The sequence below is a fragment of the Streptomyces sp. NPDC056486 genome (assembly GCF_042795295.1).
Classification (GTDB): Bacteria; Actinomycetota; Actinomycetes; order Streptomycetales; family Streptomycetaceae; genus Streptomyces.
In genome coordinates this window covers 32,867-54,207 of the sequence record NZ_JBHTSF010000007.1, presented here as the reverse complement: position 1 = coordinate 54,207, position 21,341 = coordinate 32,867, and the positions used below count along the sequence as shown (strand labels likewise).

The following is a 21,341-nucleotide window of genomic DNA, read 5'->3' as shown; positions in this document are numbered from 1 at the left end:
CCCGGCCCCACCGCAGGAGCAAGCATGCCGAGGTTCGCCGCGAACCTGTCCATGATGTACACCGAGCACGGCTTCCTCGACCGCTTCGCCGCGGCGTCCGCGGACGGCTTCGAGGCCGTCGAGTACCTCTTTCCCTACCCCTACGAAGCCGACGAGCTGCGCCGCCGGCTCGACGACCACGGTCTGCGGCAGGTGCTGTTCAACGCGCCTCCCGGAGCCTGGGATTCCGGGGAGCGTGGCATCGCCTCGCTCCCCGGCCGCGAGGCCGAGGTCCGCTCCGGGACCGAGCGCGCGCTGGAGTACGCAGCGGTGCTCGGCTGCGACCAGGTGCACGTGATGGCCGGTCTCCTGCCGCCGGAGGCGACGCCCGCCCAGCGGGCCGCGCACCGCGACACCTACCTGGCCAACCTGGCCCGGGCCGCCGAACAGGCCGCCGCCGTGGACGTCGACCTCCTGATCGAGCCGATCAACGGCCGTGACATGCCGGGCTACTTCCTGCACCGGCAGGCCGATGCGCATGCGATCGTGCAGGAGGTGGGCGCATCGAATCTCAAGGTGCAGCTCGACCTGTACCACTGCCAGATCGTGGAGGGCGACCTCACCACGACTCTGCGCCGCGACCTGCCCACCGGCCGCGTCGGCCATCTGCAGATCGCGGGCGTGCCCGACCGCCACGAGCCCGACCGGGGCGAACTCGACGTCCGCCATCTGTTCGACGTCGTGGACGAGTTGGGCTTCGACGGGTGGATCGGCTGCGAGTACATCCCCCGGGCCGGTACGAGCGAGGGGCTCGGCTGGCTCAAGAACTACCCCGGGCTCAAGAACTACCGAGGAGAACGCGCATGAGGATCGTCATCACCGGCGGCTTCGGCTTCCTGGGACGGCAGGTCGCCGACGCCTTGCTGAAGCGGCGAACCCTGTGCGGGGCGCCCATCGACCGTCTTGTGCTCGCCGACCGGTTCGTGCCCGCCGAGGCGGCGGTGGCCTCCGACCCCATGGTTGACGTCGTCCAGGGTGACCTGAGCGAGCGCCTCGACGAGATCTTCGCGCAGCCGGTGGACGTCCTGATCCACCTGGCGTCCGCGGTCTCGTCCGAGTGCGAGGCCGACTTCGACCTCGGCATGAGCGCCAACCTGGACACCACCCGCGCGCTGCTCGACGCGGCCCGCGCGCAGGCGGCCGACGGCGGGCCGACAGCCCGGGTGGTGTTCTCCAGCAGCGTCGCGGTCTACGGCTCCGACCCCGCGCTGCCGCTGCCGCCCGTGGTCAGCGAGTCGACGCTGCCCACACCGCAGTCCAGCTACGGGACGCAGAAGCGCATCTGCGAGCAGCTGGTCGCCGAGTACACGCGCCGGGGCTTCATCGACGGACGCGTGGCGCGCCTCATGACCGTCGCGGTGCGGCCGGGCAAGCCCAACGCGGCCGCCTCGGGCTTCCTCTCCGGCATCGTCCGCGAACCTCTCTCCGGCCTGCCTGCCACCTGCCCGGTCAGCCCCGGTCTACGGGTCGCCCTGGCCTCGCCGCGGCGCACCGTCGAGGGCATCCTGCGCATCACCGAGGCCGAGCGCGGCAGCGGCCCCGGCGATCTCCAGGGCGGGCTTCCGGTCAATCTGCCGGCGCTGACGACCACGGTCGCCGAGATGCTCGACACGCTGCGCCGGGTGGCCGGAGACGCCGTCGCCGACCTGGTGACGGTCGTGCCCGACCCCGCCGTCGAGGCCATCGTCGGCTCGTGGCCCGCCGCGTTCGACAACGCGCGCGCCACGGCACTCGGCCTCAAAGCCGACGAGAGCTTCGAGTCGGTCGTCCGGGCGTACGTCGAGGACCACCCCGAGGCCGTCACGGCCGGAGCCCTGCCCGCGGCCGGGCCGATCGGACCCTGACGGATAGACTGACGAGCATGTTCTCCAAGGTGAGTGGCCCCATTCGGCTCGCGGACCGGGTCGCCGCGATCCTCTCGGAGGAGATCGAGTCCGGACGTCTCGGCGAGGGCGACAAGCTGCCGACCGAGGTCGAGTTGGTCAAGCAACTGGGCGTCAGCCGCACCGTGATCCGCGAGGCCGTGTCCCGGCTGCGCAACGCGGGCCTGGTCGAACCGCGCCAGGGCCGGGGCGTGTTCGTCATGCCCCGGCGGACCCGGCCGCTCGACCTGGAGGCCGAGTCCTCCGGCACCAAGTCCAAGGTGCTGCAGATCGTGGAGGTCCGTCGCGCCATGGAGGGCGAGGCGGCCTCCCTTGCGGCCACCCGGGCCACACCGGACGACGTCGCCCGGATGCGGCAGTCCCTGGCCGCGATCGACGAGGCGGTCGCGGCCGGGGGTGACGGCGTCGATGAGGATCTGGCGTTCCATCAGTCGATCGCCGAGTCGACGGGGAACGCGGTGATGGTCTCGACCGTGCGGTATCTGGGCGAGGTCATGCGCAGTGGCATCCGCGTCACGCGGGCCAACGAGGCACGGCGCAACGACTTCATCGAGGCGGTGCGGGTGGAGCATCACGCGATCCTGACGGCCATCGAGTCGGGCGACGGGGAGGCGGCCCGCAGCGCCGTACGCCGCCACATGAAGCACGCCGCGTCCCGCCTTCAGGACGCGGACGAGGGCTTCTGGACGGAGACGGACGATCTCAAGGTGGACTTGGATGCGGCACCCTGAGGTGACATGCCGCGGTTGCATAACCTGCGCGCGCACCGACGAGGTCCTTGTCAGTGCCCTCGTCTAGATTCGGCGCGTGACTGAACCCTTGCACCTTTCCGCCGTCCGGGAGTCGTACGACACCGTCGCCGCCGAATACGCCCAACTCGTCGGGAAACCGGCTCAGTTGGATCCGTTGTCACGCGGGATGCTCGGCGTGTTCGCCGACCTCGTGCGGGCGTCCGGCCACGGTCCGGTGGCCGACCCGGAGGTGCGGGCCGGGTCATGTCACCGCGCATCTGGCGCATCTGGGGCTCGGTGTGTCCGGCATCGATCTCTCCGAGAAGATGATCGAGCTGGCACGGCAGGCCTATCCGTGCCTGGACTTCGCAGTGGGCTCGATGACCGCGCTGCCGCTCGGGGACGACGGGCTCGGCGGCATCCTGGCCTACTACTCCACCCACCACACGCCGCCGGAGCTGCTGCCGGTCGTGTTCGCCGAGTTCCATCGCGTACTCGCCCCCGGCGGCCACCTGATGCTGGCAGGGCACGTGGGAGACGACCAGTGTCTGCGTCCCACGCAGGCGTACGGCCGTCCGGTGTCCTTCGAGTCCCATCTGCTTCCGGCGGGCCGGATCGCCGGGCTGCTCGACCGGGCCGGGCTCGCCGTCACCTCACACCTGGTGGAGACGCCCGAGCACGGAGCGACGAGGACGACCGCCACCTTCCTGGCCCGCAAAATCAGTCCTGCCGCTGCCCTTCCGGGTCCTCGCTCAGGAACTCCGTGACCAGTTCGGGTGGGTTGGCGGCGCGGGTCAGGGCGAACATCTCGTCGGGGTCGAACATGTCGTAGAGGATCACCGGCAGAGGCCGCCCGATGGCACTGACGAGCCCGCCGTCCGTGTGGAGTCGGCGAGCCAGGTCGACGCAGAGCTCGTGGAACTGTTCTGCCAACTGCTCGCCGCGCTCGTCCTGCTCCTGCTCGGAGAGGCCGTCCTCGTCCTCGTACCAGAGGCCTTGGGCCACCGCTTCTCGCCGGTGCAGATCGGCGCCGACCGGATCGTGTACGGGGTCGTGGCCGATGATGCGGACGCCTTCCAGCCCTGACGGCGGGAAGTAGGCGTAGTTCCAGCGGGCCTCCCACGGCTCCGATCCGCTCTCCTCCGCGAGCACGCGGGCCACTTCGGTTTCGGTGTTGTAGCCGATCGCCAGGTACGGGAACCTCGGGTCCTGGTCGACGCTGTCGATCCGGAACGTGACCGCGTAGATCTCGGAGGTCAGCTCTTCGGGGAACTCGGCCAGGGTGCGCAGCGCCGCCTTCCCCATGTGCGGGCGGAATGTCATGAACAGCACTTCTCCTCGGCCGTCGGGCAAGGCTCGACTCTTCAGGTCTGCGGCGTCGAAGGATGTCACGTTGCTTCCCGCACCGCGCCTGTTCAGTCGATGACCGCGGTGGCCTCGACCTCCACCAGATGGTCGGGCACGTCCAGTGCCGCCACACCCACCAATGTGCCCGGTGGTACCGGAGTGCTCCCCAGCTTCGCGGCCGCCCGGGCGACTCCCTCTCCGAAGAGGGCCATCTTGTCGGGGGTCCAGTCGACGACGTACACGGTCAGCTTCGCGACGTCGTCGAAGGAACCCCCGGCCCCCGCAAGGGCGGTGGCGACGTTGAGGTAGCACTGCTCGACCTGAGCGGCGAGGTCTCCTTCGCCGACCGTGACCCCATCGGCATCCCAGGCGACCTGCCCGGCGATGAACACCAGCTTCGACCCCGTCGCGATGGACACCTGCCGGTAGGCATCGATTTTCGGCAACCCGTCGGGATTCACCAGGGTGATGGCCATGCTGTCTGTCTCCTTGTCATGAGAGCCCGCGTTGTCATGAGAGCCCGCGGGCTCGCGTCCACCCGACCAAGACACTCGTGGTCTCCGGGAGTTACTGGGAAACCCTAGGAGAGCGGCCGCTGACGTGGAAGAACGCACTTTGCGGTGACTGGGGAACCGTATGGTGACCAAGGAGCTCAGGGGCTCAGAGGCTCAGGAGCTCACTCCGAGTGGCCCGTGTGATTCCCTGCCCACACGGCGGGGGTCCGGCCCGACCATGGGCTTGCCTGTTCGAGTTGTCCGGCGAGGCGGAAGAGGCGGTCTTCGAGCCCGTAACCGGCGGCGAACTGCATACCGATCGGGAGCCCTGTCTCGGCGTCGGCCGTGACGGGAACGGACATGGCGGGCGTGCCCGCCACGTTGAACGGCATGCTGAACGGCGACAGGTCATGGATGCGCTCGATCCAGCCGAGACCGTCCAGTGTCTCCGCACCCTCGGTATGGGTGCCCAGAAGCACGGGAGGCTCCGGCAGGGTCGGCGTGAGGAGGATGTCGTACTCGTCGAAGTACCGCGCCAGGCTTCGGGCCACCCGGTTTCGCATCGCGAGAGCGGTGAGGAACTGCGCGCCGCCGACCCGCTGCCCGTAGTGGTAGCCGGCGAGGGTCGTCGGCTCAAGGGTCGAGGAGTCGACGGGACGGTCGAAAGCGGCGGCAAGACCGTCGACCAGGGCGGTGAGGTTCACCGTCATGAGCCGGGCGTTGGCCAGGACGAATTCCTCCCAGTCGGCGCCGAGGTCGACCTTGACCTCCGCCACCTGGTGACCGAGGGATTCAAGCAACCGCACGGTGCGGGAGAGGGCGTCGGTCACCGGTGCGGTAGTACGGTGTCCGCCCCACGCCTGGGTGAGGACACCGATCCGCAACGAGCCCGGGTGGCGGGTGACTTCCTCCGCGTACGGCCGTGTCGGCTGCTGGGCGAAGTAGGGGTCCCCCGGTTCCGGGCCGCGTATCTGGTCGAGCAGTACCGCACTGTCGCGTACGGTGCGGCTGACGCTGCCGTGCACGGCCAGGCCGTTGAAGACCTCGTCGACGTCGGGCCCCATGGAGACCCGGCCACGGGTGGGCTTGATCCCGAAGAGGCCGTTGTAGGCGGCGGGGATACGGAGCGATCCGGCGGCGTCGGTGCCATGGGCGACCGGGACCACCCCGGCGGCGACAGCCGCGCCCGCGCCTCCGCTGGATCCGCCCGCGCTCCGTGTCAGGTCCCACGGGTTGCGGGTCGCGCCGTACAGCACCGGTTCCGTCGTGGTGCTGTAGGCCATCTCCGGTGTCGTCGTGCGCCCGAACGTCACGAGGCCCGCTCGACGGAAGCGCACCATCAGGGACGAGTCGGCCCCGGAGACGTTGCCTGCCGCGAGACGGCTGCCCAGCTCCATCCGCTTCCCGGCCATGGCGACCGCGATGTCCTTGATCAGGAAAGGGACCCCTGCCAGCGGTGCGCTGCCCGGGCGGGGCTCGTCATCGGCCTGCCATGTCTCCACGATGGCGTTGATCTGCGGGTTGACCGCCTGCGCGGCCTCGTGTGCGGCGGCTTCCAGTTCGGCGGAGGTCACTTCGCCATCGGCCACAAGACCCGCGAGCCCGACCGCGTCGAAGCTCACGTACTCGGCAATTCTCACTGTCACTCCCTGCGGGAAGAAAGATACCGTTGAGTTCCGCACGATACCCAGCGGTATCGTGCGGAACGGACTGGTACCGTAGCAGGCCGTGAGAGACCCGCAACCGACCGGACGTCCGGAGTAGTCATGGCATCGACCGCAAGCAGGCCGAGCAGGGTGGCGAAACTGCCGCCTCGTGAGCGCATCCTCGACGCGGCGGAAGAGCTCTTCCAGAGCGAGGGGATCCGGCGGGTGGGCGTCCAGGCGATCGCCGAGAAGGCCGAGACCACCAAAATGGCGATCTACCGGCACTTCGAGACCAAGGACGCACTGGTCGCGGAGTGGCTGCGGATCGTCGCCGCCGATTACCAGGCGGCCTTCGACCGGGTGGAGGCCGAGCACCCCGACCGGCCCAGGGAGCAGATCCTGGGGCTGGCCCGTTTCATCGCCGAGGGATTGCCCGCGATCTCGCACCGGGGCTGCCCGTTCATCAACTCCATCGCCGAGCTGCCGGACCGCTCCCACCCCGCACGGCAGGTGATCGAGGCGCACAAGGCGCTCCAGACCCGCAGGCTGATCGGCATGTGCGCCGAGGCCGGTCTTGCGGACCCTGAACAGTCCGCGGCCGAGATCACCTTCGTACTGGAAGGCGCGCAGGTCAGCACGCACAACGGAAGCATCGACCGGGCAGGGGATCGGCTGCTGAGGATCGTGGAGGGGATCGTGGATCAGCGCCGCTCCGAACTCGGTCCGTCCCGGGCGACGACGGACTGACCGCGCTCCAGGCGCTCCGGGCGCCCCGCGAACGGCAGTCGCGTGATCGCGGCCGCCACCGCGAGCCCGAGGACGAGCATCACCGCCATCAGGTAGGAGCCGCCGAATTCATCGTCCCGACCGGCCGCGGTGAACCCGGCCCCGACGCCAAGCACCGCCAGCCAGATCCCCACCAGCCGCCAGCAGGGCGTGGGCTGCTTCCGCCTCGCATCACGCGGTAGCCGGAAGAACCGCGTGACGCGCTGGTCGACCGGAGTCCGGCGTCTCGCCGGGAGAGGAGTGACGTCGGCGCGCCCTACTTGTTCGGGTCCCGGAAGCGGCCGAACGCCTTCGTGAAGGCGCTCAGCGGTGAGCCGTCCGCCTTGGTCGCCCCCGCCGCGCCCGTCCTGGGCACACCGTCACCACCGGTCACCTCGGCCAGCGCGGCCTGTGCCGCATCGGCCGCCTGCTGGTACAGATCACGGGAGTTCGTCATGGCCTCGAGAGCCTCGGCGTACCTGGTGACCATGGACTGGGCGTGGGCCAGCTCCTCGTCCGGGGTGAGCAGGTGCCAGCCCTGGCGCAGCTGTGTCAGGGCCCGCTCGGCCTCCGCCGGCAGCGGCCGTGGCAGTGCGGCGAACTCCTTGATCCTGTCGAGGAGTTCGGTCGGTTCCGAGCCGTCCAGGAAGACGCTGCGTACCGTAAAACGCTCCGCGTCGTAGTCCGGACTCTGCGGCGCCGTGGGCAGGATGACGCCACCGCCGCGCGGCATCCGCACGCTCAGCTCCCGCTTCATCGCGAAGTCGGCGATCTGCGCCTGCTCCGGCGTGCCCCGGTGCTCGACCACCCGGTGTCGCAGGCTCGGCGGCAGGAAGCTCGAGATCGGCTTCTCCCCTATCGCCTCCGGCGTCATCGCCTCGTGCACCACGATATGGATGGACCAGCTCTGCCGGGTGCAGTCCCGCAGCCGGTGGCGCAGCTCGTCGTCGGCCTTCGGCAGATGGTTCGTCGTCCGCAGGCGCACGCCCGGCACCGTGTCGTGGTCCCAGGCGACCCGGTCGCTGTCGGGCCAGAACATGAGGGCTGGAGAAGGCCACTGCGCGTCCCACGCCCGTTCCGCCTCGGCGGCGAGGACCCAGGTGACGCCTTCGCTTTCCTTGCGGCGGGCCTCGGGGTCGTACAGCGTCAGCTGTGCGCGCACCGTGACGTCGTCGGCCACGCGCCAGCGGGCCTCGAAGAGACGGCGGGCCGACGGTCCGGGGTCGGCGGACTCGTCCCGCGGGTGCAGGACGGTGGAGCGGGCCGCCTCGACGGGGTCGAGGTCCAGGAAGTCGTCGAGCACCCCGGCCGCCTTGAGGGCGATCAGGTTGCGCCGGACATCCTGCTCGGGCTCGGGCCCCAGGTGGCGCCCGCGCCCCAGCCACGCGCTGTCGGGGACGATGGTCGATGAAGTGCTTTTCTTGGCCATAAAGTCGTTCTGTGAGTGGTCAGGGCCCGACCAGTATGGCCCGTGGACCCGGCAATGGAAGCGGTACCCCGCCCACAGCTTCAGCATTGTTGGACGGAAAGCATGCAGAACATGCAGAAGCAGCAAGCCACTCCTACCCAGCCATCACAGGCCAAACGGGGCGCACGGGCCGATGAGTTTTCGTGCGAGGCGATGTCCGAAGAGAGAGTGGGGCGAACACGTCCCCGGCCAGGAGAGTGGTGCACGATGAGGTTGGTACTTCAGGAGTTCCTGTCGCTGGACGGCGTCTACCAGGGCCCGGGGGCGCCGGACGAGGACACCAGTGACGGATTCACCCGGGGCGGCTGGTTCGTGCCGCACCTGGACGAGGAGTTCGAACGGCTGGCCGGTACCTGGCTCGGCCGGGCCGACGCGTTCCTGTTCGGACGTCGTACGTATCTGAACTTCGCGCGGGACTGGCCCAAGATGACCGAGCACCCGTCCGCCGACATCTTGAACGGCCTGCCCAAGTACGTGGCATCGCACAGCCTGACCACGGCCGAATGGGACCCGACGACGATCCTGTCCGGCGACATCCCCGCCCAGGTCGCCGAGCTGAAGCGGCAGCCCGGCCGTGAGCTGCAGATCCACGGCAGCGGTCGGCTGGGCCAGTCCCTGCTGGCCGCCGGCCTGGTCGACGAACTGCGCCTCGCGATCGCCCCCGTGGTCGTCGGCGAGGGCCGCCGGCTGCTCCCGGACGGCGGAGCACCCGTCGGCCTGCGGCTCCTGAGCAACGAGACGACACCGGGCGGCCTGGCGATTCACGTCTACGAATCGACGGGACGTCCGGAGTGCGGAACGTACGGGGGCGGCGCGTAGGCGAGGCCGATCGGCCCAGTAATCAGCCGCCGCGCTTCAGGCGTACGACGACGGGGGCGCTGAAGGGGTCACCGGACTGGTTGACCTGGACATGTCCGGCGCCAAGCCACTCGTCGGTGCCGGGCACCCGGTGGATCTCCTTGAGCCACAGCGACTGGTTCGACGCCTTGCGGGCACCGGTGGACACGGGAAGCCGGTGGCGCTTGATCTTCACGCACCGGCCGTCGTCGGTCAGGTACCAGTTACCGTCGAGGAACAGGCCCTTGTCGTCCTGACCCACCGGGGTCCGCGTGGCGCATCCGCCGGGCGCGCCCTGCTGCTCGACCCACTTCGAGCCGTCCCAGCGCAGCCGGATGAACTCGTCCGCGGGTTCGTCCTCGACCTCGCCGTGGTTGAAGGAGTTGGTGCCGTACGCGCGCACCTCACCGTTGTCGAGCGCGAAGACCTGGCCGAGTCCGGCACTGGCCTCCGGCGGGATCGGCTCCTTGAACCGCGCCTGCGGAGTGTCCACCGCCTTCCAGGACGTGCCGTCCCAGTGCATGGAGGCGGGCTGGTCGTACTCCTTGCCCTGGCCCTCCATCTCTGTGCCAGGACCGGTCGAGCGACTGCCGACCGCCCAGACGTCGTCCGGGCCCACCACGGCGAGGTCGGAGGCGCCGTACGGCAGCCGGGTCGCGGTCCAGCGGGTGCCGTCCCAGTGCTGGGCGGTCTGCTCGCCGTCGAGGGCCCAGACGTCGTCAGGGCCCGCGGCCTCGAAGTCCCCGACCTTGCCCGGCGGGGGGCTCGGCATCGCGGACCAGCGGGTGCCGTCCCACTGCGCCCAGCGGTTCGCGGCGGCGCCGTCCCCAGAGTTCTGCGGCCGGAGCCACAGGGCTTTATCACCGACCTCTTCGAGCAATGGCGGGTAGACGGTGTCGCCGAGAGCTTCAGGAAGGGGCTCGCGCTTCCACTGCGTACCGTCGTAGTGCAGCAGGCGGGCGTGGGAATCGCCGTTGTTCTCGGTGCCGACGGCCCAGATGTCGTCCTTGGCCAGGACTGCGACATCGGCGAGCTCTCCGTCGAAGTCCGCGATGTGCTCGAACTCCCAGGTGAGGGAGGCCGCGGAGCCTTTCGGCCGCCCCTCCTCACCGGCGGAGCCCGTGCTCCGGGAGCCGGTCGCCCCGGAGTCCGTGCCGCACCCCGCGGCCCCCAACACAGTGGCCAGCACTGCGACGGCCGCCACTCCCCTGTGCCTGATTTCCATGACCCTGCGAATGATCGTTCCCCTTTGACGCTCCTTCAGCGAGCGGGCAGCCTACATGGCCGGCGCTACGTTCTTGATCGTTATCCCGACCGACATCGGCTGGGCGGACCTTGCCGTGAGCGTTGCTCTCCTGGGTGGCTGCATCGCCGCCATGAGACTGCCCCTGCAGGGGGCGTTCGCCGACGGCCGGCACTGAGGGGAGCCAAGGTGCCGTCTCAGCACCGCAGTTGCGGGCGGCGGAGCCGTTACGCCTGGCCGGGATCGTCGGCGAAGTGCGGCAGGACCATCTCGACCAGTGCGTCGACGTCGGCGTCGACCATCGGCTCGCCTGTCATGCCCATCCGGTGGAGCAGGACTCCGACCACGACGTCGATGAAGAACAGGACCCGGTGCTCCGGCTCTCCGAGCGCGTCCTGGAGCGCGAGCCGGTAGGGGTCCTGCAACCGCGCGGACAAGATCTCGCGCAGGGCCGGGTCGCTGACGGCGTCACTGAACACGCCGGCGAACGCGTCGCCCACCCCGGGCTCGGCGATTCTCGCCGCGACCCAGCGGATGGTCGAGGACATGAGCTCGGCTCGCCCGGCGCCCGTCAGCGGCGCCGGGCCGAACGAGTCCAGGAGGCAGTCCACGATCAGCGCGCCCTTCGAGGGCCAGCGCCGGTAGACCGTCGACTTCGCGACACCGGCCGCGGCAGCGATGCGCTCGACGGTGGCGCGCGCATAGCCGAGCTCGTGAACCGTGCTCAACGTGGCGGCGAAGACCTCGGTGTTGACGCCGGCTCGGGGCCGACCGGGCGGTCTGGCGGATGTGGTCGAAGCCATATCCACACGATACCTCTTTCCGCTACCTTGGGTATCGATACTTGAGGTCGCGAAACTCTCTGGACAAGGATCGGACAAGGAGAAGCCATGAGTGAGGTCACCGCTATGGAGCGGCCGCCGGAGCCGAACTGGTCGGCGATAACGCCCGAGGAACTGCGCACCTACCGCGACGCGGAGAACCGCTTCCGGGCGTCCACTGCGGCGCGGGCGATACTCGGGGACCCGGACCCCGGCGCCGCGATTCAATGGCGGAAGGTGGCGCTGCCCGGCCGTGAGCTCCCGGTCCGGGTGTACCGGCCGTTACCCGGGCTCGACGGCCGAGGTGCCGACCGCGCCGACCTGCCCCTCGTGCTGCACATTCACGGAGGGGGGTTCGCGGGCACGGCGGTGCAGAGCGACTGGGTGAACAGCCACCTGGCCGCTCAACTGCCCGCGGTCGTCGTCTCGGTAGAGCACCGCCTCCTCGACCAGGTAACTCCGCTGTCGGCGGCCGTCGACGACGGCTGGGACGTACTCCAGCACGTGGTGCGGCACGCCGCGCAGTGGGGCATCGACCCGGCGCGGACCGCCGTTTTCGGCGAGAGCTGCGGCGGGTTGATCAACGCCCTGGCGGCGATCCGCGCCAGGGAGACCGGCCTGCACCTCCGGGCGCAGGTACTGGTCAACCCCGCTGTGGACGTGACCGAGACGATGCTCGACCACGCCTCTGTCACCGAGTACGCCCGCACCCCGACCCTCGCCGTGCCGCAGCTGCAACTGTTCCAACGGCTCGCGGTTCCCCCGGAGACCGACCCTCGCACGCTCTCGCCGCTGTACGCCGACAACCTGAACGGGCTTGCACCGGCGCTCGTAGTGGTGCCGACACACGACCCGATAGCCGACCACGGCCGCCGCTACGCCGGACAACTGCAAGCAGCCGGTACACCGGCGCGGCTCTCCGAATACCCGGGAGCGGGGCACGCGTTCCTCAGCGTGCCGGGCATGGAACAGCAGTCCGAGCCCGCGCGGTCGGAGATCCTGGAGTTCCTCCGAGCCTCCCTCAACATCTGACGACCACGACCGCCACGGACCATGGAGGAAACGCAGTGAAGCGCATCGGCATCATCGGAGTGGGCGAGATCGGCCGGGCCGTCGTGACGGGCCTGTGCGACGGGGGCGGCAGCGAGGCGCCGGAGGTGTTCCTCTCCCCCCGGGGAGCCCGCACGGCCGCCGAACTGTCCTCGCGCTACGAGGGCGTACAGGTGTGCGCCGACAATCAGGAGGTGGTGGACCGCTCCGAGGTGGTGATCATCGCCGTACGCGCGGCGGACCGGCACGACGCACTCGCCGCCCTGAGGGTGGACGACGACAAGACAGTGGTCAACGTGATGGCCGGGGTCGCCAACGACGACCTGCGCCACCTGCTTGCCACCGACGCCGCGTTGGTACGGGCCATCCCGCTCCCCTCCGTACGCGAACGCCGCTCCGTCACGGTGACGTTCCCCTCCCACCCGGTGGTGGACGCACTCTTCGAGCGGCTCGGCGGGGCCCGACCAGTCGCGGACGAGGCGGCCTTCAACGTCTTTTCCGCACTGACGGGGACGCTGACCACCCACTACGCGTACCTCGCCACGCTCACGTCGTGGGCCGTCGGCCACGGTGTAGCCCCCGACGACGCGGACAGCTACGTCCGCAGCCTCTTTCAGGGCGTCGGCCGCGCCTTGAGCGACGAGACCCGTTCGCTGCACCAACTCGCCGCCGACCACGAGACCCCGAACGGAAACAACGAACGCATCCGCACCACGTGGTTCGCCCCGGCCAACTCTGAAGCCCTCAACAAGGCCCTCGACGGCCTCCTCGCCGATCTGTGAACGGCCGGAATCAGACGGCGAGGGAGATCTCGGTCGACTTGATCAGGGCGACGACGGAGGATCCGGAGGCCAGCTTCAGGTCGGCGACGGCGTCTTTGGTGATGGCAGCGGTCAGTTCGCCGCCCTGAACGGAGACCTTCACGGCAGCCATGGCTCCACCGGTGGCGACGTCGGTGATGGTGCCGGGGATCTGGTTACGGATGGACAGGCCCGCGACCGGGCCCGTCGCCAGGGAGACCTCGGTGGACTTCACAAGGGCCTTGACCGCGGAGCCCTCAGCGAGACCGAGCTCCTTGACGGCCTCCAGGGTGATCGCGGCGGTGACGTCCTGGCCGCCGTCGAGACGGACCTTGACGGTCGCCATGACCTCGCCAGGGGTGACGGAGGTGACGATTCCAGCGATCTGGTTGCGGATGCTCAGGCTCATGAAGAAATGCCTCACAGGGAAAGTTGGTGATGATTTGTCAGGCTGCGTGCGCCTGTGGTGGTTCACACGTTAATGCCCCGAAACGGCCCCATGGCGAAGGGCGTCGCATCCGCAAGGCCGCCGGCCCGGAACACCTGGCAGATCGGACCGACCTGAAAGTCACGAGCCACTCGGGATCTTCGCCTCGGCGGCACCCAGATCCCCACCGCTCGACGACCGCACCGACCGCGCGTCATAGCCGCCGGTGCCGTCGTCGAGCAGCCGTTCGCTAGGCTTCAACAGCGATGACGCGCACCGTCGCGAGATCCCAATCTCCAGCCAGGCATGGCATTCGCAAAGCAAAGTGGCCCGATAGCCTTGCATATGCAAGGACTACGCCTCTACCCTTGCGCGCATGCAGCGTTACACAATCGGGCAGGCGGCCCGCCTCCTGGGCGTGAGTCCGGACACCGCGCGTCGATGGGCCGACGCCGGGCGCGTGACCACCCACCGCGACGAGGGCGGACGTCGGCTCATCGACGGGCGGGATCTGGCCGCCTTCTCGGTCGAGCTCGCCAAGAACGACGGCGAGGACGACAGTTCCTACACCTCGGTCCGCAACGCCTTCCCGGGCATCGTGACCGCCGTGAAGCTCGGCGACGTCGCGGCCCAGGTCGAGATCCAGGCCGGGCCGCACCGACTCGTCTCGCTCCTCACCCGGGAGGCCGTGGAGGAGCTGGGCCTCGAGGTCGGCATGGAGGCCACCGCCCGCGTGAAGTCGACCAACGTCCATATCGACAGGGCCTGACTCCTCCGGTACTCCGTCCCGTACGTTGCCGTGGACGACTGCGGCGCCCCACCACCCCGTCAGAGGTGGTGAGGCGCCGCTGTCAGGCCCGTCAGGCCTAGAAGTCCAGGTCGCTGCCCGGCTTGGCGCCCGGCTCGGGGCGCTGGTTCCGCTCGGACCTCTCGACGTCGGCCTGCTCGTCCGGCCGCTGGGGCTTCTGCTTGGTGCGCTCCTGCTCGCGGCGGGCGCGGCTCTTGTCCTGGGGGGACTGACGGTTACCCATGATCGATCCTTACTCTTTGTGCACGCACCTTTGCGTGCAGTAACAGATCCAGTGCACCCCCACTCGGGAAAGCTGGCTGATACATGTACCGCGGGACCCCTCCGTCCCCCGCCGCCGACGCCTAGGCGCCACTGGCCGCAACCCCCGCCTGGAACGTCTTCCGATACACCTGCGGCGACACCCCGATCGCCGCCTGCAGGTGCTGCCGCAGCGACGTCCCGGTGGCGAAACCGACCTCCGCCGCGACCCGGTCGACCGGCAGATCGCTGGACTCCAGCAGATGCCGGGCCCGGTGCACCCGCTGCTGGATCAGCCACCGGCCGGGACTCACGCCCGTCTCCTCCTGGAAGCGGCGCGCGAAGGTGCGTGGGCTCATCCGGGCGTGCGCGGCCAGCTCCCGCAGGGCGAGCGGCCGGTCGAGGTGCTCCAGGGCCCAGGCGCGGGTGGCGGCGGTGCCGGTGGTGCCCTCGTCCGGGATCGGCTGCTCGATGTACTGGGCCTGGCCGCCCTCCCGCCACGGCGGCACGACACAGTGCCGGGCGACCCGGTTGGCGACCGCGCTGCCGTGGTCGGAGCGCACCACGTGCAGGCACACGTCGACCCCGGAGGCGGCGCCCGCGGAGGTCAGCACGTCACCGTCGTCGACGAACAGCACCTCGGGGTCCAGGGCGACGTGGGGGAACATCCGCCGGAAGTGATCCGCGAGCGCCCAGTGTGTCGTCGCGCGCCGCCCGTCGAGCAGACCGATCGCGGCGAGGGTGAAGGCCCCCGTACAGATGGACACGAGCCGTGTGCCGGGCCTGATCCGGGCGAGCGCGGCGCGCACCGGCTCCGAGAGATCGGCGGTGACGCGACGCAGGTCGTAGGGCGGCAGGACCACCGTGTCCGCGCTCTCCAGTGCCTCGGGGCCGTGCCCGACGGTGATGGTGAAGTCGGCGTCGGTGGCCACCGTGCGGTCGTCGGTCGCCGCGCAGGTCACCACCTCGTACGCCCCTGGGACCAACGGGAAGACCCGGTTCGCGATGCCGAGCTCGAAGGGGTAGACGCCGTCGAGCGCGAGAACGACCACGCGGTGCGGGCGGTCGGGCAGGAATTCCATCGAGGCCATGGCACGATCCTATCGCTTAATGGCAATCTTGCCATTGCCGAGGTCAGGCCCTTGCCGCACGCTGGGTCCATGACCACCAACACCGCTTCTCAGCCCGCAGAGCCGACCGAGCCGACCATGAAGGCGATCAGCCAGGACACCCTGGGCGACCCCGACGTACTGAAGGAGGTCGAGGTCCCGCGTCCGAAGCCAGGTGTCGGCCAGATCCTCGTCGCCGTGCACGCGGCGGGCGTGAACCCGACCGACTGGAAGCACCGCAGGTTCGGCGCCTTCCTGGGCGAGCCGCCGTTCACGCTCGGGTGGGACGTGTCGGGCGTCGTCGAGGCGGTCGGCATCGGCGTCTCGCTGTTCAAGGCGGGCGACGAGGTGTTCGGGATGCTGCCCTACCCCTACGGGGCCGGTTCGCACGCCGAGTACGTGACCGGGCCCACCCGCGCCTTCGTGCCGAGGCCCGCCGGTCTTGACCACGTCGAGGCGGGTGCGCTGCCGCTGGTCGCGCTGACCGCCTGGCAGGCCCTCGTCGACAACGCCCGGGTCGAGGCGGGGCAGCGAGTACTGGTCCACGCGGCGGCCGGTGGCGTGGGCCATGTCGCGGTGCAGATCGCCAAGGCGCGCGGCGCGTACGTCATCGGCACGGCCTCCGCCGCCAAGCACGACTTCGTACGCGGCCTGGGCGCCGACGAGGTCGTCGACTACCGCACCGCCGACTTCGTCAAGGAAGCCCGGGACATCGACGTGGTCCTCGACCCGCTGGGCGGCGAGGACCGGCTGCGCTCCCTGGAGGTGCTGCGTCCCGGCGGCATCCTGGTGTCGATCCTGCCGGGCAACTTCGGTGAAGTGGCCGCGCGCGCCGCCGAGTTGAATGTGCGGGCGACCGACATGCTGGTGGAGCACGACCAGGCGGGCATGGCCGCGATCGCGGAGCTCGTGGAGTCCGGACAACTCCGGGCCCATGTCTCGGGGACGTATGCGCTCACCGAGGCCGCCAAGGCGCACGCGGAGGGCGAGACGGGCCGCGTCACGGGAAAGCTGGTGCTCACGGTCCGCCCGTAGGGACGGCAGAGCGGGTGGCACCGGTCCGGCGCCACCCGCTTCCTTTTGCCGCGCGCTCTACGCGTAGAACGCGGGTCGCTCCACCAGTTCGACCTCGGCGCGCCCGCCCTCCCGCTGGGACACCAGGCCCGCCTCGCACACGGCCGCGGCCGCATAGCCGTCCCAGGCGCTCGGTCCTGTGCTCTCGCCCCTGCGGGTGGCGTCCACCCAGGCCTGCACCTCGCGGTCGTAGGCGTCCTCGAAGCGCTCGACGTAGTCCGGAGGCACGTGGCCTCCCCAGCGGCCTTCGGTGCTGACCCGGGGCCCCTGTTCGTCTCCGATGCGCACGGTGCCCCGCTCGCAGACCGCCTCGGCCTGTACCTGGTAGCCGTAACCGCAGTGCCCGAAGATCTCGACGTCGACGAGCGCGCCCGACGTGGTCTCGAAGAGGACGAACTGCGGGTCGTTCATGCCGGTCGGGGCAAGCGACGACGCCGTCGGCTTGTGCACGGTGACAGCCGTGATTTCCTGATCGAGCAGCCAGCGCGTCGCATCCACCTCATGTGAGACCGAGCTGGTGATGAGCATCTCGTCGGTGAAACCGGGCGGCATGGCCAGGTTGCGGTGCCGTTGGTGCAGCATCAGGGCCGTGCCCAGCTCACCGCTCTCGATGAGCCTTTTGAGCTTGACGTACTCGGCGTCGTAACGCCGCATGAAGCCCACCTGGATGCGCCGATGCCCGAGGCGCTGCTCCGCCTCCAGGATCCGCAGGGCGGACGCCGTGTCCGGAGTCATCGGCTTCTCGCACAGCACCGGCAGATCGCGATCGAGGACTTCGATCAGCGCCGACTCGTGCGCGGGACCGGGAGAGGCGATGAGTACGGCATCCACTTCTGCCGACGCGAGGGCGGGCGACGTCTCGGTGTAGGCCGTGCACCCCTCGATCGTGGCGGCGAGGGACTTCGCCCGGTCCGCCTCGATGTCGACGACGGCTGTCACCCGCGCTCCGCTGATGACGTCATGGAGTCGGCGTACATGGTCGGCGCCCATTTTCCCGGTGCCGATGACGGCCACACCGAGTCCTCGCTCACATGCCATGAGTGTGATGTCTCCCCTCCTGGTGAAGGACTTTCCCGCACCTCATCTGCAGCAAGAGAGAACCCTCATTCCACCGCACCGTCAACGCTCAGGACAGCACCTTGCCGGGGTTCAGCACACCGTGCGGGTCCAGGGCCTGCTTCACGGCCCGTTGCATGGCCATGGCCTCCGGCGTGATCTCCGCGGCGAGGCCCGGGCGTTTGAGCAGGCCCACCCCGTGCTCGCCGGAGACCGTGCCGCCCAGGGCGATGGCGTCGGCGATGATCTCGGCGAAGGCCGCCTGGGCCCGGGTGCGTGCGGCGTCGTCGCCGGGCTTGGTGATCAGCAGCGGGTGGAGGTTGCCGTCGCCCGCGTGCGCGATGTTGGCGATGAGGATGTCGTGCCGGGCGGCAGTCTGCTCGATACGGCCGAGCATCTCCGGAATGTGCTCCTTGGGCACGCAGATGTCCTCGGTCAGGACCGGGCCCAGACGTTCGAGCGCGGGATAGGCGAGCCGTCGGGCCGCGAACAGGGCGTCGGCCTCGTGCTCGTCCGTGGACCGCTCGGCCCAGGAGGCCCCGGCCCCGCGGAAGCACTCGACCATGCGCTCTGCCTGGGCGGCACCGGTCTCGCCCGGCTCGTCGATCCGGCCGAGGAGCACCACATCGGCGTCGAGCGAGAGGCCCATGTTCTTCCACGCGTCGACGGCACGCAGGCAGTGCCGGTCGATCAGCTCCAGCGCCGACGGGGCCAGCCCCGCGTCGGCCACGGCGCGTACGGCCGCTCCGGCGTCGACGACGGAGCCGAAGTGCCCTGCGACCGTGACCGAGGCCGGCGGCAGGGGCCGCAGGCGGACGGTCACCTCCGTGACGATGCCCAGCGTTCCTTCCGAGCCGACGACGAGCCCCGTCAGGTCGTAGCCCGCGACGCCTTTCGCGGTGCGCCGGCCGAGCCGCACGATCTCACCGAGTCCGTTGACCATCTCCAGAGCGAGGACGTAGTCACCGGTGACGCCGTACTTGACGCAGCAGACTCCGCCGGCGTTGGTGGCCACGTTGCCGCCGATGGTCGACCAGGGGGAGCTCGCCGGGTCGGGCGGATACCAGAGCCCGTGCTCGGCCACCGCCGCCCGCAGGTGGTCGTTGATCACGCCGGGCTTGACGACCGCGAGACGCTCCAGGGGGTTCACCTCGACGATCTCGTCCATGCCGTCGAGCGCCACGACCACGTGTCCTTCGCCCGAGTTCGCGCCCCCGGAAAGTCCGGTGCCCGCTCCGCGGGCGACGACCGGGGTGCGGTGACGGATACAGGCGCGGACCGTGTCGGCGACGTCTTGGGTGGACGTCGCGCGGACGACGGCCACGGGGCGACCGCTGGGCGCCCATGCCGCTTGGTCACTGCGGAAGGCCTCGACGCTGTCCGGATCGGTGAGTACCCGGTCGGCCGGGATGTGCTCGAGGATCGCTCGAACGACCGTGGCGCTCATCGTGTGTCCTCTCGGTGGGTCCGCCCCGAGGCGGGCATTCCGGTGGCATGCATACCTGTATCCGTCCCCTCGGCGCAGTACCGCCAGGTCGGCGCGGTGCTGCTGATGTCGATCGAAACACGGTGGCGTGGCGATCCGTACGGAGAGAATCTCCACGCTCCGGCTCCTGTCACGGAGAGACCGTCCACAGTGAGCTTCTTGAACCAATTGCATCATGAGGGGGTGCACACGACCGAGAACCGCTGGCTGCGGCTGCTGTCCGAGGCCCCCTCGCCCGACGAGATCGACTCACTGCGCCTCGCGCTCATCGCCCAGGGCAGGACCGCCGAGGAGGTCGAGGGCTCCGCCGCGCACGCCCGCGAGATCCTGCGGCGCATGACCCGGCAGCAGCGGGAGTCGGCAGAACTGTCGGCGCTCAACGACCTGGCCCGGCGCCTGGGGGCGCTGACCGCGTCCAGCGGGGTGCTCCGGGAGGTGGCGGCGCACGCGCGGCGGCTGCTCTCCGTCGACCTCGCGTACATCATGGTGCTCCACGACGACCGGCGGCTGCGGATCGAGACCGTCGACGGCTCGATGGGCTCGACCCTGCGGGGCATCGAACTCGAACCGGGCGCGGGACTCGGGGGGCTCGTTCTGCTCAGCGGTGCGCCGATGTCCACCGTCTCCTACCGCGAGGACCCGGCCATCACCCGCGATCACGCCGTCGACAGTGCCGCGGCGGCCGAGCAGCTCGGCGGGATTCTGGGCGTGCCGATGATTGTCGACGACGAGCCGGTCGGAGTACTGCTCGCCGCCGACCGCAGCCCGCGCAGGTTCACCGGCCGCGAGGTGGAACTGCTCGCCGCGCTGGCGGCCCACGCGGCGGTGGCCCTGCGCAACGCCGCGCTCATCGCGGATCTGCGCGAGGCAAATCTGACGCTGCGGCGCAGCGATTCCCTGCGCCGGGCGGAGGCGGAACTGCGCGACCGGCTCACGGACGTGGTGGTCGGCGGGGGCGGCTACCGCGAGGTCGCGCAGGCCATCGCCGGCGCGACCGGCCTGACGGTGTCGGTCCTCGACGCGCACGGCGATCTGGTGGCCGGTCCTGAGTGCGAGCCTCCGCTGCCCTGGACGGGCGACGAGCCGCAGTCCCCGCGCCGGTTCGAGCACGACGGCAGGCACGGTGTGGCGCTGCCCGTAGTGGTACGCGGAGGCCCTACCGGTTCGCTGGTCGCGACAGGAGAGCGCGCGTTCCACGACGAGGACGTACGGCTGCTCTCGATCGGCGCGGTCACCGTGGCGCTCGTGGCCGCACTGGAACGCTCGGTCCTGGAGACCCAGTTGCGCACCCGGGGCGAGGTCCTGACCGCACTGCTCTCCGCCGAGGCCGACGAGGCCGGTGTGCGGCACCGTGCACTGGGCGCGGGCATGGACGTCGACTCCGTCGCGGCCGTCGCCGTCGTGGACGCGCGCGACGGCGACAACACCGCCGAGCAGATCGCCGGACTTGCCCAGGAGTCATCGGGCTGGAGCGCCCAGATCGGCGACCAGATCACGTTCCTGGTGCCGGGCCTCGACCTGGCCGCGCTCAGAGCGCTGGTGGAACCACGCGGTCTCTCCGGGCCCGTGGGCCTTGCCGCCTGCGGGCGCGGTGTCGCGGAGATCCGCCGAGCACACCGGGAGGCGAGGCAGACGGCGACGATGCTGCGCGCGCTCGGCCGGCCCGGCGTGGTGGCCGAACCGGCCGAACTGGGCGCGTACCGTTCCCTGTTCACCCAGGCGGGCGCCGACGAAGCCCAGGTGTTCGTCCGCAAGACCGTCGGCCGGCTGCTCGACCATGACCGCGAACGGGGGCGTGGCGGCGACCTGACGGCCACGGTCTCGACGTACCTGGCCAACGCGCAGCACCACGCCCGCACCTGCTCGGAGCTGCACATCCACGCCAACACGCTCTACCAGCGCCTCAACCGGGCGGACGACCTGCTCGGCGAGGGCTGGCGCGGTGCGGACCGGGCCCTGGACATTCAACTCGCGCTGCGGTTGCACGGCTTGGCGCGCCGACTGGCCTGACTGGTCT

General features: G+C 70.2%; 22 protein-coding genes and 1 pseudogene. 11 read left to right on the top strand and 12 right to left on the bottom strand.

Going from position 1 to position 21,341, the window contains the following annotated elements:
• The first annotated feature begins 24 nt into the window (after positions 1-24).
• The 4 genes and pseudogenes from otnI (at position 25) to ACFQ7F_RS05680 (ending at position 3,420) form a co-directional block, all read left to right on the top strand.
• A complete protein-coding gene (otnI, locus tag ACFQ7F_RS05695) occupies positions 25-846 on the top strand; it encodes a 2-oxo-tetronate isomerase (protein ID WP_383266588.1) in 822 nt (273 codons plus the stop codon).
• A complete protein-coding gene (gene denD / locus ACFQ7F_RS05690; protein ID WP_383266585.1) occupies positions 843-1,883 on the top strand; it encodes a D-erythronate dehydrogenase in 1,041 nt (346 codons plus the stop codon). The genes otnI and denD overlap by 4 nt, the downstream gene beginning before the upstream one ends.
• A gap of 17 nt (positions 1,884-1,900) precedes the next feature.
• Positions 1,901-2,653 (top strand): FadR/GntR family transcriptional regulator, encoded by a 753-nt coding sequence (locus ACFQ7F_RS05685; protein WP_383266582.1) that lies wholly within the window; start codon positions 1,901-1,903, stop codon positions 2,651-2,653.
• A gap of 76 nt (positions 2,654-2,729) precedes the next feature.
• Positions 2,730-3,420, top strand: a pseudogene (locus tag ACFQ7F_RS05680) (class I SAM-dependent methyltransferase).
• Here the strand turns inward: ACFQ7F_RS05680 and ACFQ7F_RS05675 are convergent.
• From ACFQ7F_RS05675 to ACFQ7F_RS05665, 3 genes are all read right to left on the bottom strand, one after another.
• Entirely contained in the window at positions 3,374-3,976 is a 603-nt protein-coding gene (locus ACFQ7F_RS05675; RefSeq protein WP_383266579.1) for a hypothetical protein, read from the bottom strand. The pseudogene ACFQ7F_RS05680 and the gene ACFQ7F_RS05675 overlap by 47 nt on opposite strands.
• 92 nt (positions 3,977-4,068) lie before the next feature.
• Entirely contained in the window at positions 4,069-4,476 is a 408-nt protein-coding gene (locus tag ACFQ7F_RS05670; protein WP_383266576.1) for a RidA family protein, read from the bottom strand.
• 200 nt (positions 4,477-4,676) lie between these two features.
• Positions 4,677-6,134: an amidase gene (locus ACFQ7F_RS05665; RefSeq protein ID WP_383266574.1), complete on the bottom strand. Its 1,458-nt coding sequence runs from the start codon at positions 6,132-6,134 to the stop codon at positions 4,677-4,679.
• A gap of 126 nt (positions 6,135-6,260) precedes the next feature.
• Here ACFQ7F_RS05665 and ACFQ7F_RS05660 point away from each other — a divergent pair, with 126 nt between their 5' ends.
• Positions 6,261-6,887, top strand: coding sequence for a TetR/AcrR family transcriptional regulator (locus tag ACFQ7F_RS05660; RefSeq protein ID WP_383266571.1), 627 nt, complete (start codon positions 6,261-6,263; stop codon positions 6,885-6,887).
• Here ACFQ7F_RS05660 and ACFQ7F_RS05655 read toward each other — a convergent pair.
• Both ACFQ7F_RS05655 and ACFQ7F_RS05650 read right to left on the bottom strand, forming a co-directional pair.
• On the bottom strand, positions 6,842-7,060 hold the full coding sequence (locus ACFQ7F_RS05655; protein WP_383266568.1) for a hypothetical protein: 219 nt from the start codon (positions 7,058-7,060) through the stop codon (positions 6,842-6,844). The two genes, ACFQ7F_RS05660 and ACFQ7F_RS05655, sit on opposite strands and share 46 nt — an antisense overlap.
• Before the next feature lie 122 nt (positions 7,061-7,182).
• Positions 7,183-8,334, bottom strand: a complete 1,152-nt coding sequence (locus tag ACFQ7F_RS05650; RefSeq protein ID WP_383266565.1) for a hypothetical protein — start codon at positions 8,332-8,334, stop codon at positions 7,183-7,185.
• Between the two features lie 246 nt (positions 8,335-8,580).
• Here ACFQ7F_RS05650 and ACFQ7F_RS05645 point away from each other — a divergent pair, with 246 nt between their 5' ends.
• The gene (locus ACFQ7F_RS05645) at positions 8,581-9,192 is read left to right on the top strand and encodes a dihydrofolate reductase family protein (RefSeq protein WP_383266564.1); all 612 of its coding nucleotides are present in this window, start codon (positions 8,581-8,583) and stop codon (positions 9,190-9,192) included.
• A gap of 22 nt (positions 9,193-9,214) precedes the next feature.
• Here ACFQ7F_RS05645 and ACFQ7F_RS05640 read toward each other — a convergent pair whose 3' ends face one another.
• Together ACFQ7F_RS05640 and ACFQ7F_RS05635 are read right to left on the bottom strand one after the other, a co-directional pair.
• A complete protein-coding gene (locus ACFQ7F_RS05640; protein ID WP_383266560.1) occupies positions 9,215-10,435 on the bottom strand; it encodes a hypothetical protein in 1,221 nt (406 codons plus the stop codon).
• A 245-nt stretch (positions 10,436-10,680) separates the two neighbouring features.
• Positions 10,681-11,256 (bottom strand): TetR/AcrR family transcriptional regulator, encoded by a 576-nt coding sequence (locus tag ACFQ7F_RS05635; RefSeq protein WP_383266557.1) that lies wholly within the window; start codon positions 11,254-11,256, stop codon positions 10,681-10,683.
• Between the two features lie 87 nt (positions 11,257-11,343).
• Between ACFQ7F_RS05635 and ACFQ7F_RS05630 the strand changes: the two genes are divergently transcribed.
• Together ACFQ7F_RS05630 and ACFQ7F_RS05625 are read left to right on the top strand one after the other, a co-directional pair.
• Positions 11,344-12,306 carry an alpha/beta hydrolase gene (locus ACFQ7F_RS05630; RefSeq protein WP_383266555.1) on the top strand — a complete coding sequence of 321 codons (963 nt, stop codon included), beginning with the start codon at positions 11,344-11,346 and terminating at the stop codon, positions 12,304-12,306.
• A gap of 35 nt (positions 12,307-12,341) precedes the next feature.
• On the top strand, positions 12,342-13,106 hold the full coding sequence (locus ACFQ7F_RS05625) for an NAD(P)-binding domain-containing protein (RefSeq protein WP_383266552.1): 765 nt from the start codon (positions 12,342-12,344) through the stop codon (positions 13,104-13,106).
• A 10-nt stretch (positions 13,107-13,116) separates the two neighbouring features.
• On the opposite strand, the gene ACFQ7F_RS05620 is transcribed toward ACFQ7F_RS05625, so the two are convergent.
• Entirely contained in the window at positions 13,117-13,533 is a 417-nt protein-coding gene (locus ACFQ7F_RS05620; protein ID WP_383266549.1) for a molybdopterin-binding protein, read from the bottom strand.
• Between the two features lie 394 nt (positions 13,534-13,927).
• On the opposite strand from ACFQ7F_RS05620, the gene ACFQ7F_RS05615 reads away from it, so the two are divergent.
• Positions 13,928-14,320: a molybdopterin-binding protein gene (locus ACFQ7F_RS05615; RefSeq protein WP_383266546.1), complete on the top strand. Its 393-nt coding sequence runs from the start codon at positions 13,928-13,930 to the stop codon at positions 14,318-14,320.
• A gap of 97 nt (positions 14,321-14,417) precedes the next feature.
• Here ACFQ7F_RS05615 and ACFQ7F_RS05610 read toward each other — a convergent pair whose 3' ends face one another.
• Complete coding sequence (locus ACFQ7F_RS05610; RefSeq protein WP_383266543.1) at positions 14,418-14,582, bottom strand: hypothetical protein; 165 nt, start codon at positions 14,580-14,582, stop codon at positions 14,418-14,420.
• Between the two features lie 121 nt (positions 14,583-14,703).
• Positions 14,704-15,690 carry a GlxA family transcriptional regulator gene (locus tag ACFQ7F_RS05605; RefSeq protein ID WP_383266540.1) on the bottom strand — a complete coding sequence of 329 codons (987 nt, stop codon included), beginning with the start codon at positions 15,688-15,690 and terminating at the stop codon, positions 14,704-14,706.
• A 69-nt stretch (positions 15,691-15,759) separates the two neighbouring features.
• Between ACFQ7F_RS05605 and ACFQ7F_RS05600 the strand changes: the two genes are divergently transcribed.
• Positions 15,760-16,743, top strand: a complete 984-nt coding sequence (locus ACFQ7F_RS05600; RefSeq protein WP_383266538.1) for an NADP-dependent oxidoreductase — start codon at positions 15,760-15,762, stop codon at positions 16,741-16,743.
• Between the two features lie 57 nt (positions 16,744-16,800).
• Here the strand turns inward: ACFQ7F_RS05600 and ACFQ7F_RS05595 are convergent, their stop codons facing one another.
• Together ACFQ7F_RS05595 and ACFQ7F_RS05590 are read right to left on the bottom strand one after the other, a co-directional pair.
• A complete protein-coding gene (locus ACFQ7F_RS05595) occupies positions 16,801-17,820 on the bottom strand; it encodes a Gfo/Idh/MocA family protein (protein ID WP_383266535.1) in 1,020 nt (339 codons plus the stop codon).
• Between the two features lie 88 nt (positions 17,821-17,908).
• Complete coding sequence (locus ACFQ7F_RS05590; protein WP_383266533.1) at positions 17,909-19,285, bottom strand: FAD-binding oxidoreductase; 1,377 nt, start codon at positions 19,283-19,285, stop codon at positions 17,909-17,911.
• A 222-nt stretch (positions 19,286-19,507) separates the two neighbouring features.
• Here ACFQ7F_RS05590 and ACFQ7F_RS05585 point away from each other — a divergent pair, with 222 nt between their 5' ends.
• Positions 19,508-21,334: a GAF domain-containing protein gene (locus ACFQ7F_RS05585; protein ID WP_383266530.1), complete on the top strand. Its 1,827-nt coding sequence runs from the start codon at positions 19,508-19,510 to the stop codon at positions 21,332-21,334.
• The last annotated feature ends 7 nt before the right edge of the window (positions 21,335-21,341 follow it).

Coding starts and splice junctions, on each gene's coding strand:
- ACFQ7F_RS05675 (WP_383266579.1), bottom strand. CDS start 3,976: ATGACATTCCGCCCGCACATGGGGAAGGCGGCGCTGCGCACCCTGGCC.
- otnI (WP_383266588.1), top strand. CDS start 25: ATGCCGAGGTTCGCCGCGAACCTGTCCATGATGTACACCGAGCACGGC.
- ACFQ7F_RS05685 (WP_383266582.1), top strand. CDS start 1,901: ATGTTCTCCAAGGTGAGTGGCCCCATTCGGCTCGCGGACCGGGTCGCC.
- ACFQ7F_RS05660 (WP_383266571.1), top strand. CDS start 6,261: ATGGCATCGACCGCAAGCAGGCCGAGCAGGGTGGCGAAACTGCCGCCT.
- ACFQ7F_RS05620 (WP_383266549.1), bottom strand. CDS start 13,533: ATGAGCCTGAGCATCCGCAACCAGATCGCTGGAATCGTCACCTCCGTC.
- ACFQ7F_RS05615 (WP_383266546.1), top strand. CDS start 13,928: ATGCAGCGTTACACAATCGGGCAGGCGGCCCGCCTCCTGGGCGTGAGT.
- ACFQ7F_RS05635 (WP_383266557.1), bottom strand. CDS start 11,256: ATGGCTTCGACCACATCCGCCAGACCGCCCGGTCGGCCCCGAGCCGGC.
- ACFQ7F_RS05630 (WP_383266555.1), top strand. CDS start 11,344: ATGAGTGAGGTCACCGCTATGGAGCGGCCGCCGGAGCCGAACTGGTCG.
- ACFQ7F_RS05650 (WP_383266565.1), bottom strand. CDS start 8,334: ATGGCCAAGAAAAGCACTTCATCGACCATCGTCCCCGACAGCGCGTGG.
- ACFQ7F_RS05640 (WP_383266560.1), bottom strand. CDS start 10,435: ATGGAAATCAGGCACAGGGGAGTGGCGGCCGTCGCAGTGCTGGCCACT.
- denD (WP_383266585.1), top strand. CDS start 843: ATGAGGATCGTCATCACCGGCGGCTTCGGCTTCCTGGGACGGCAGGTC.
- ACFQ7F_RS05605 (WP_383266540.1), bottom strand. CDS start 15,690: ATGGCCTCGATGGAATTCCTGCCCGACCGCCCGCACCGCGTGGTCGTT.
- ACFQ7F_RS05590 (WP_383266533.1), bottom strand. CDS start 19,285: ATGAGCGCCACGGTCGTTCGAGCGATCCTCGAGCACATCCCGGCCGAC.
- ACFQ7F_RS05610 (WP_383266543.1), bottom strand. CDS start 14,582: ATGGGTAACCGTCAGTCCCCCCAGGACAAGAGCCGCGCCCGCCGCGAG.
- ACFQ7F_RS05645 (WP_383266564.1), top strand. CDS start 8,581: ATGAGGTTGGTACTTCAGGAGTTCCTGTCGCTGGACGGCGTCTACCAG.
- ACFQ7F_RS05595 (WP_383266535.1), bottom strand. CDS start 17,820: ATGGCATGTGAGCGAGGACTCGGTGTGGCCGTCATCGGCACCGGGAAA.
- ACFQ7F_RS05670 (WP_383266576.1), bottom strand. CDS start 4,476: ATGGCCATCACCCTGGTGAATCCCGACGGGTTGCCGAAAATCGATGCC.
- ACFQ7F_RS05600 (WP_383266538.1), top strand. CDS start 15,760: ATGACCACCAACACCGCTTCTCAGCCCGCAGAGCCGACCGAGCCGACC.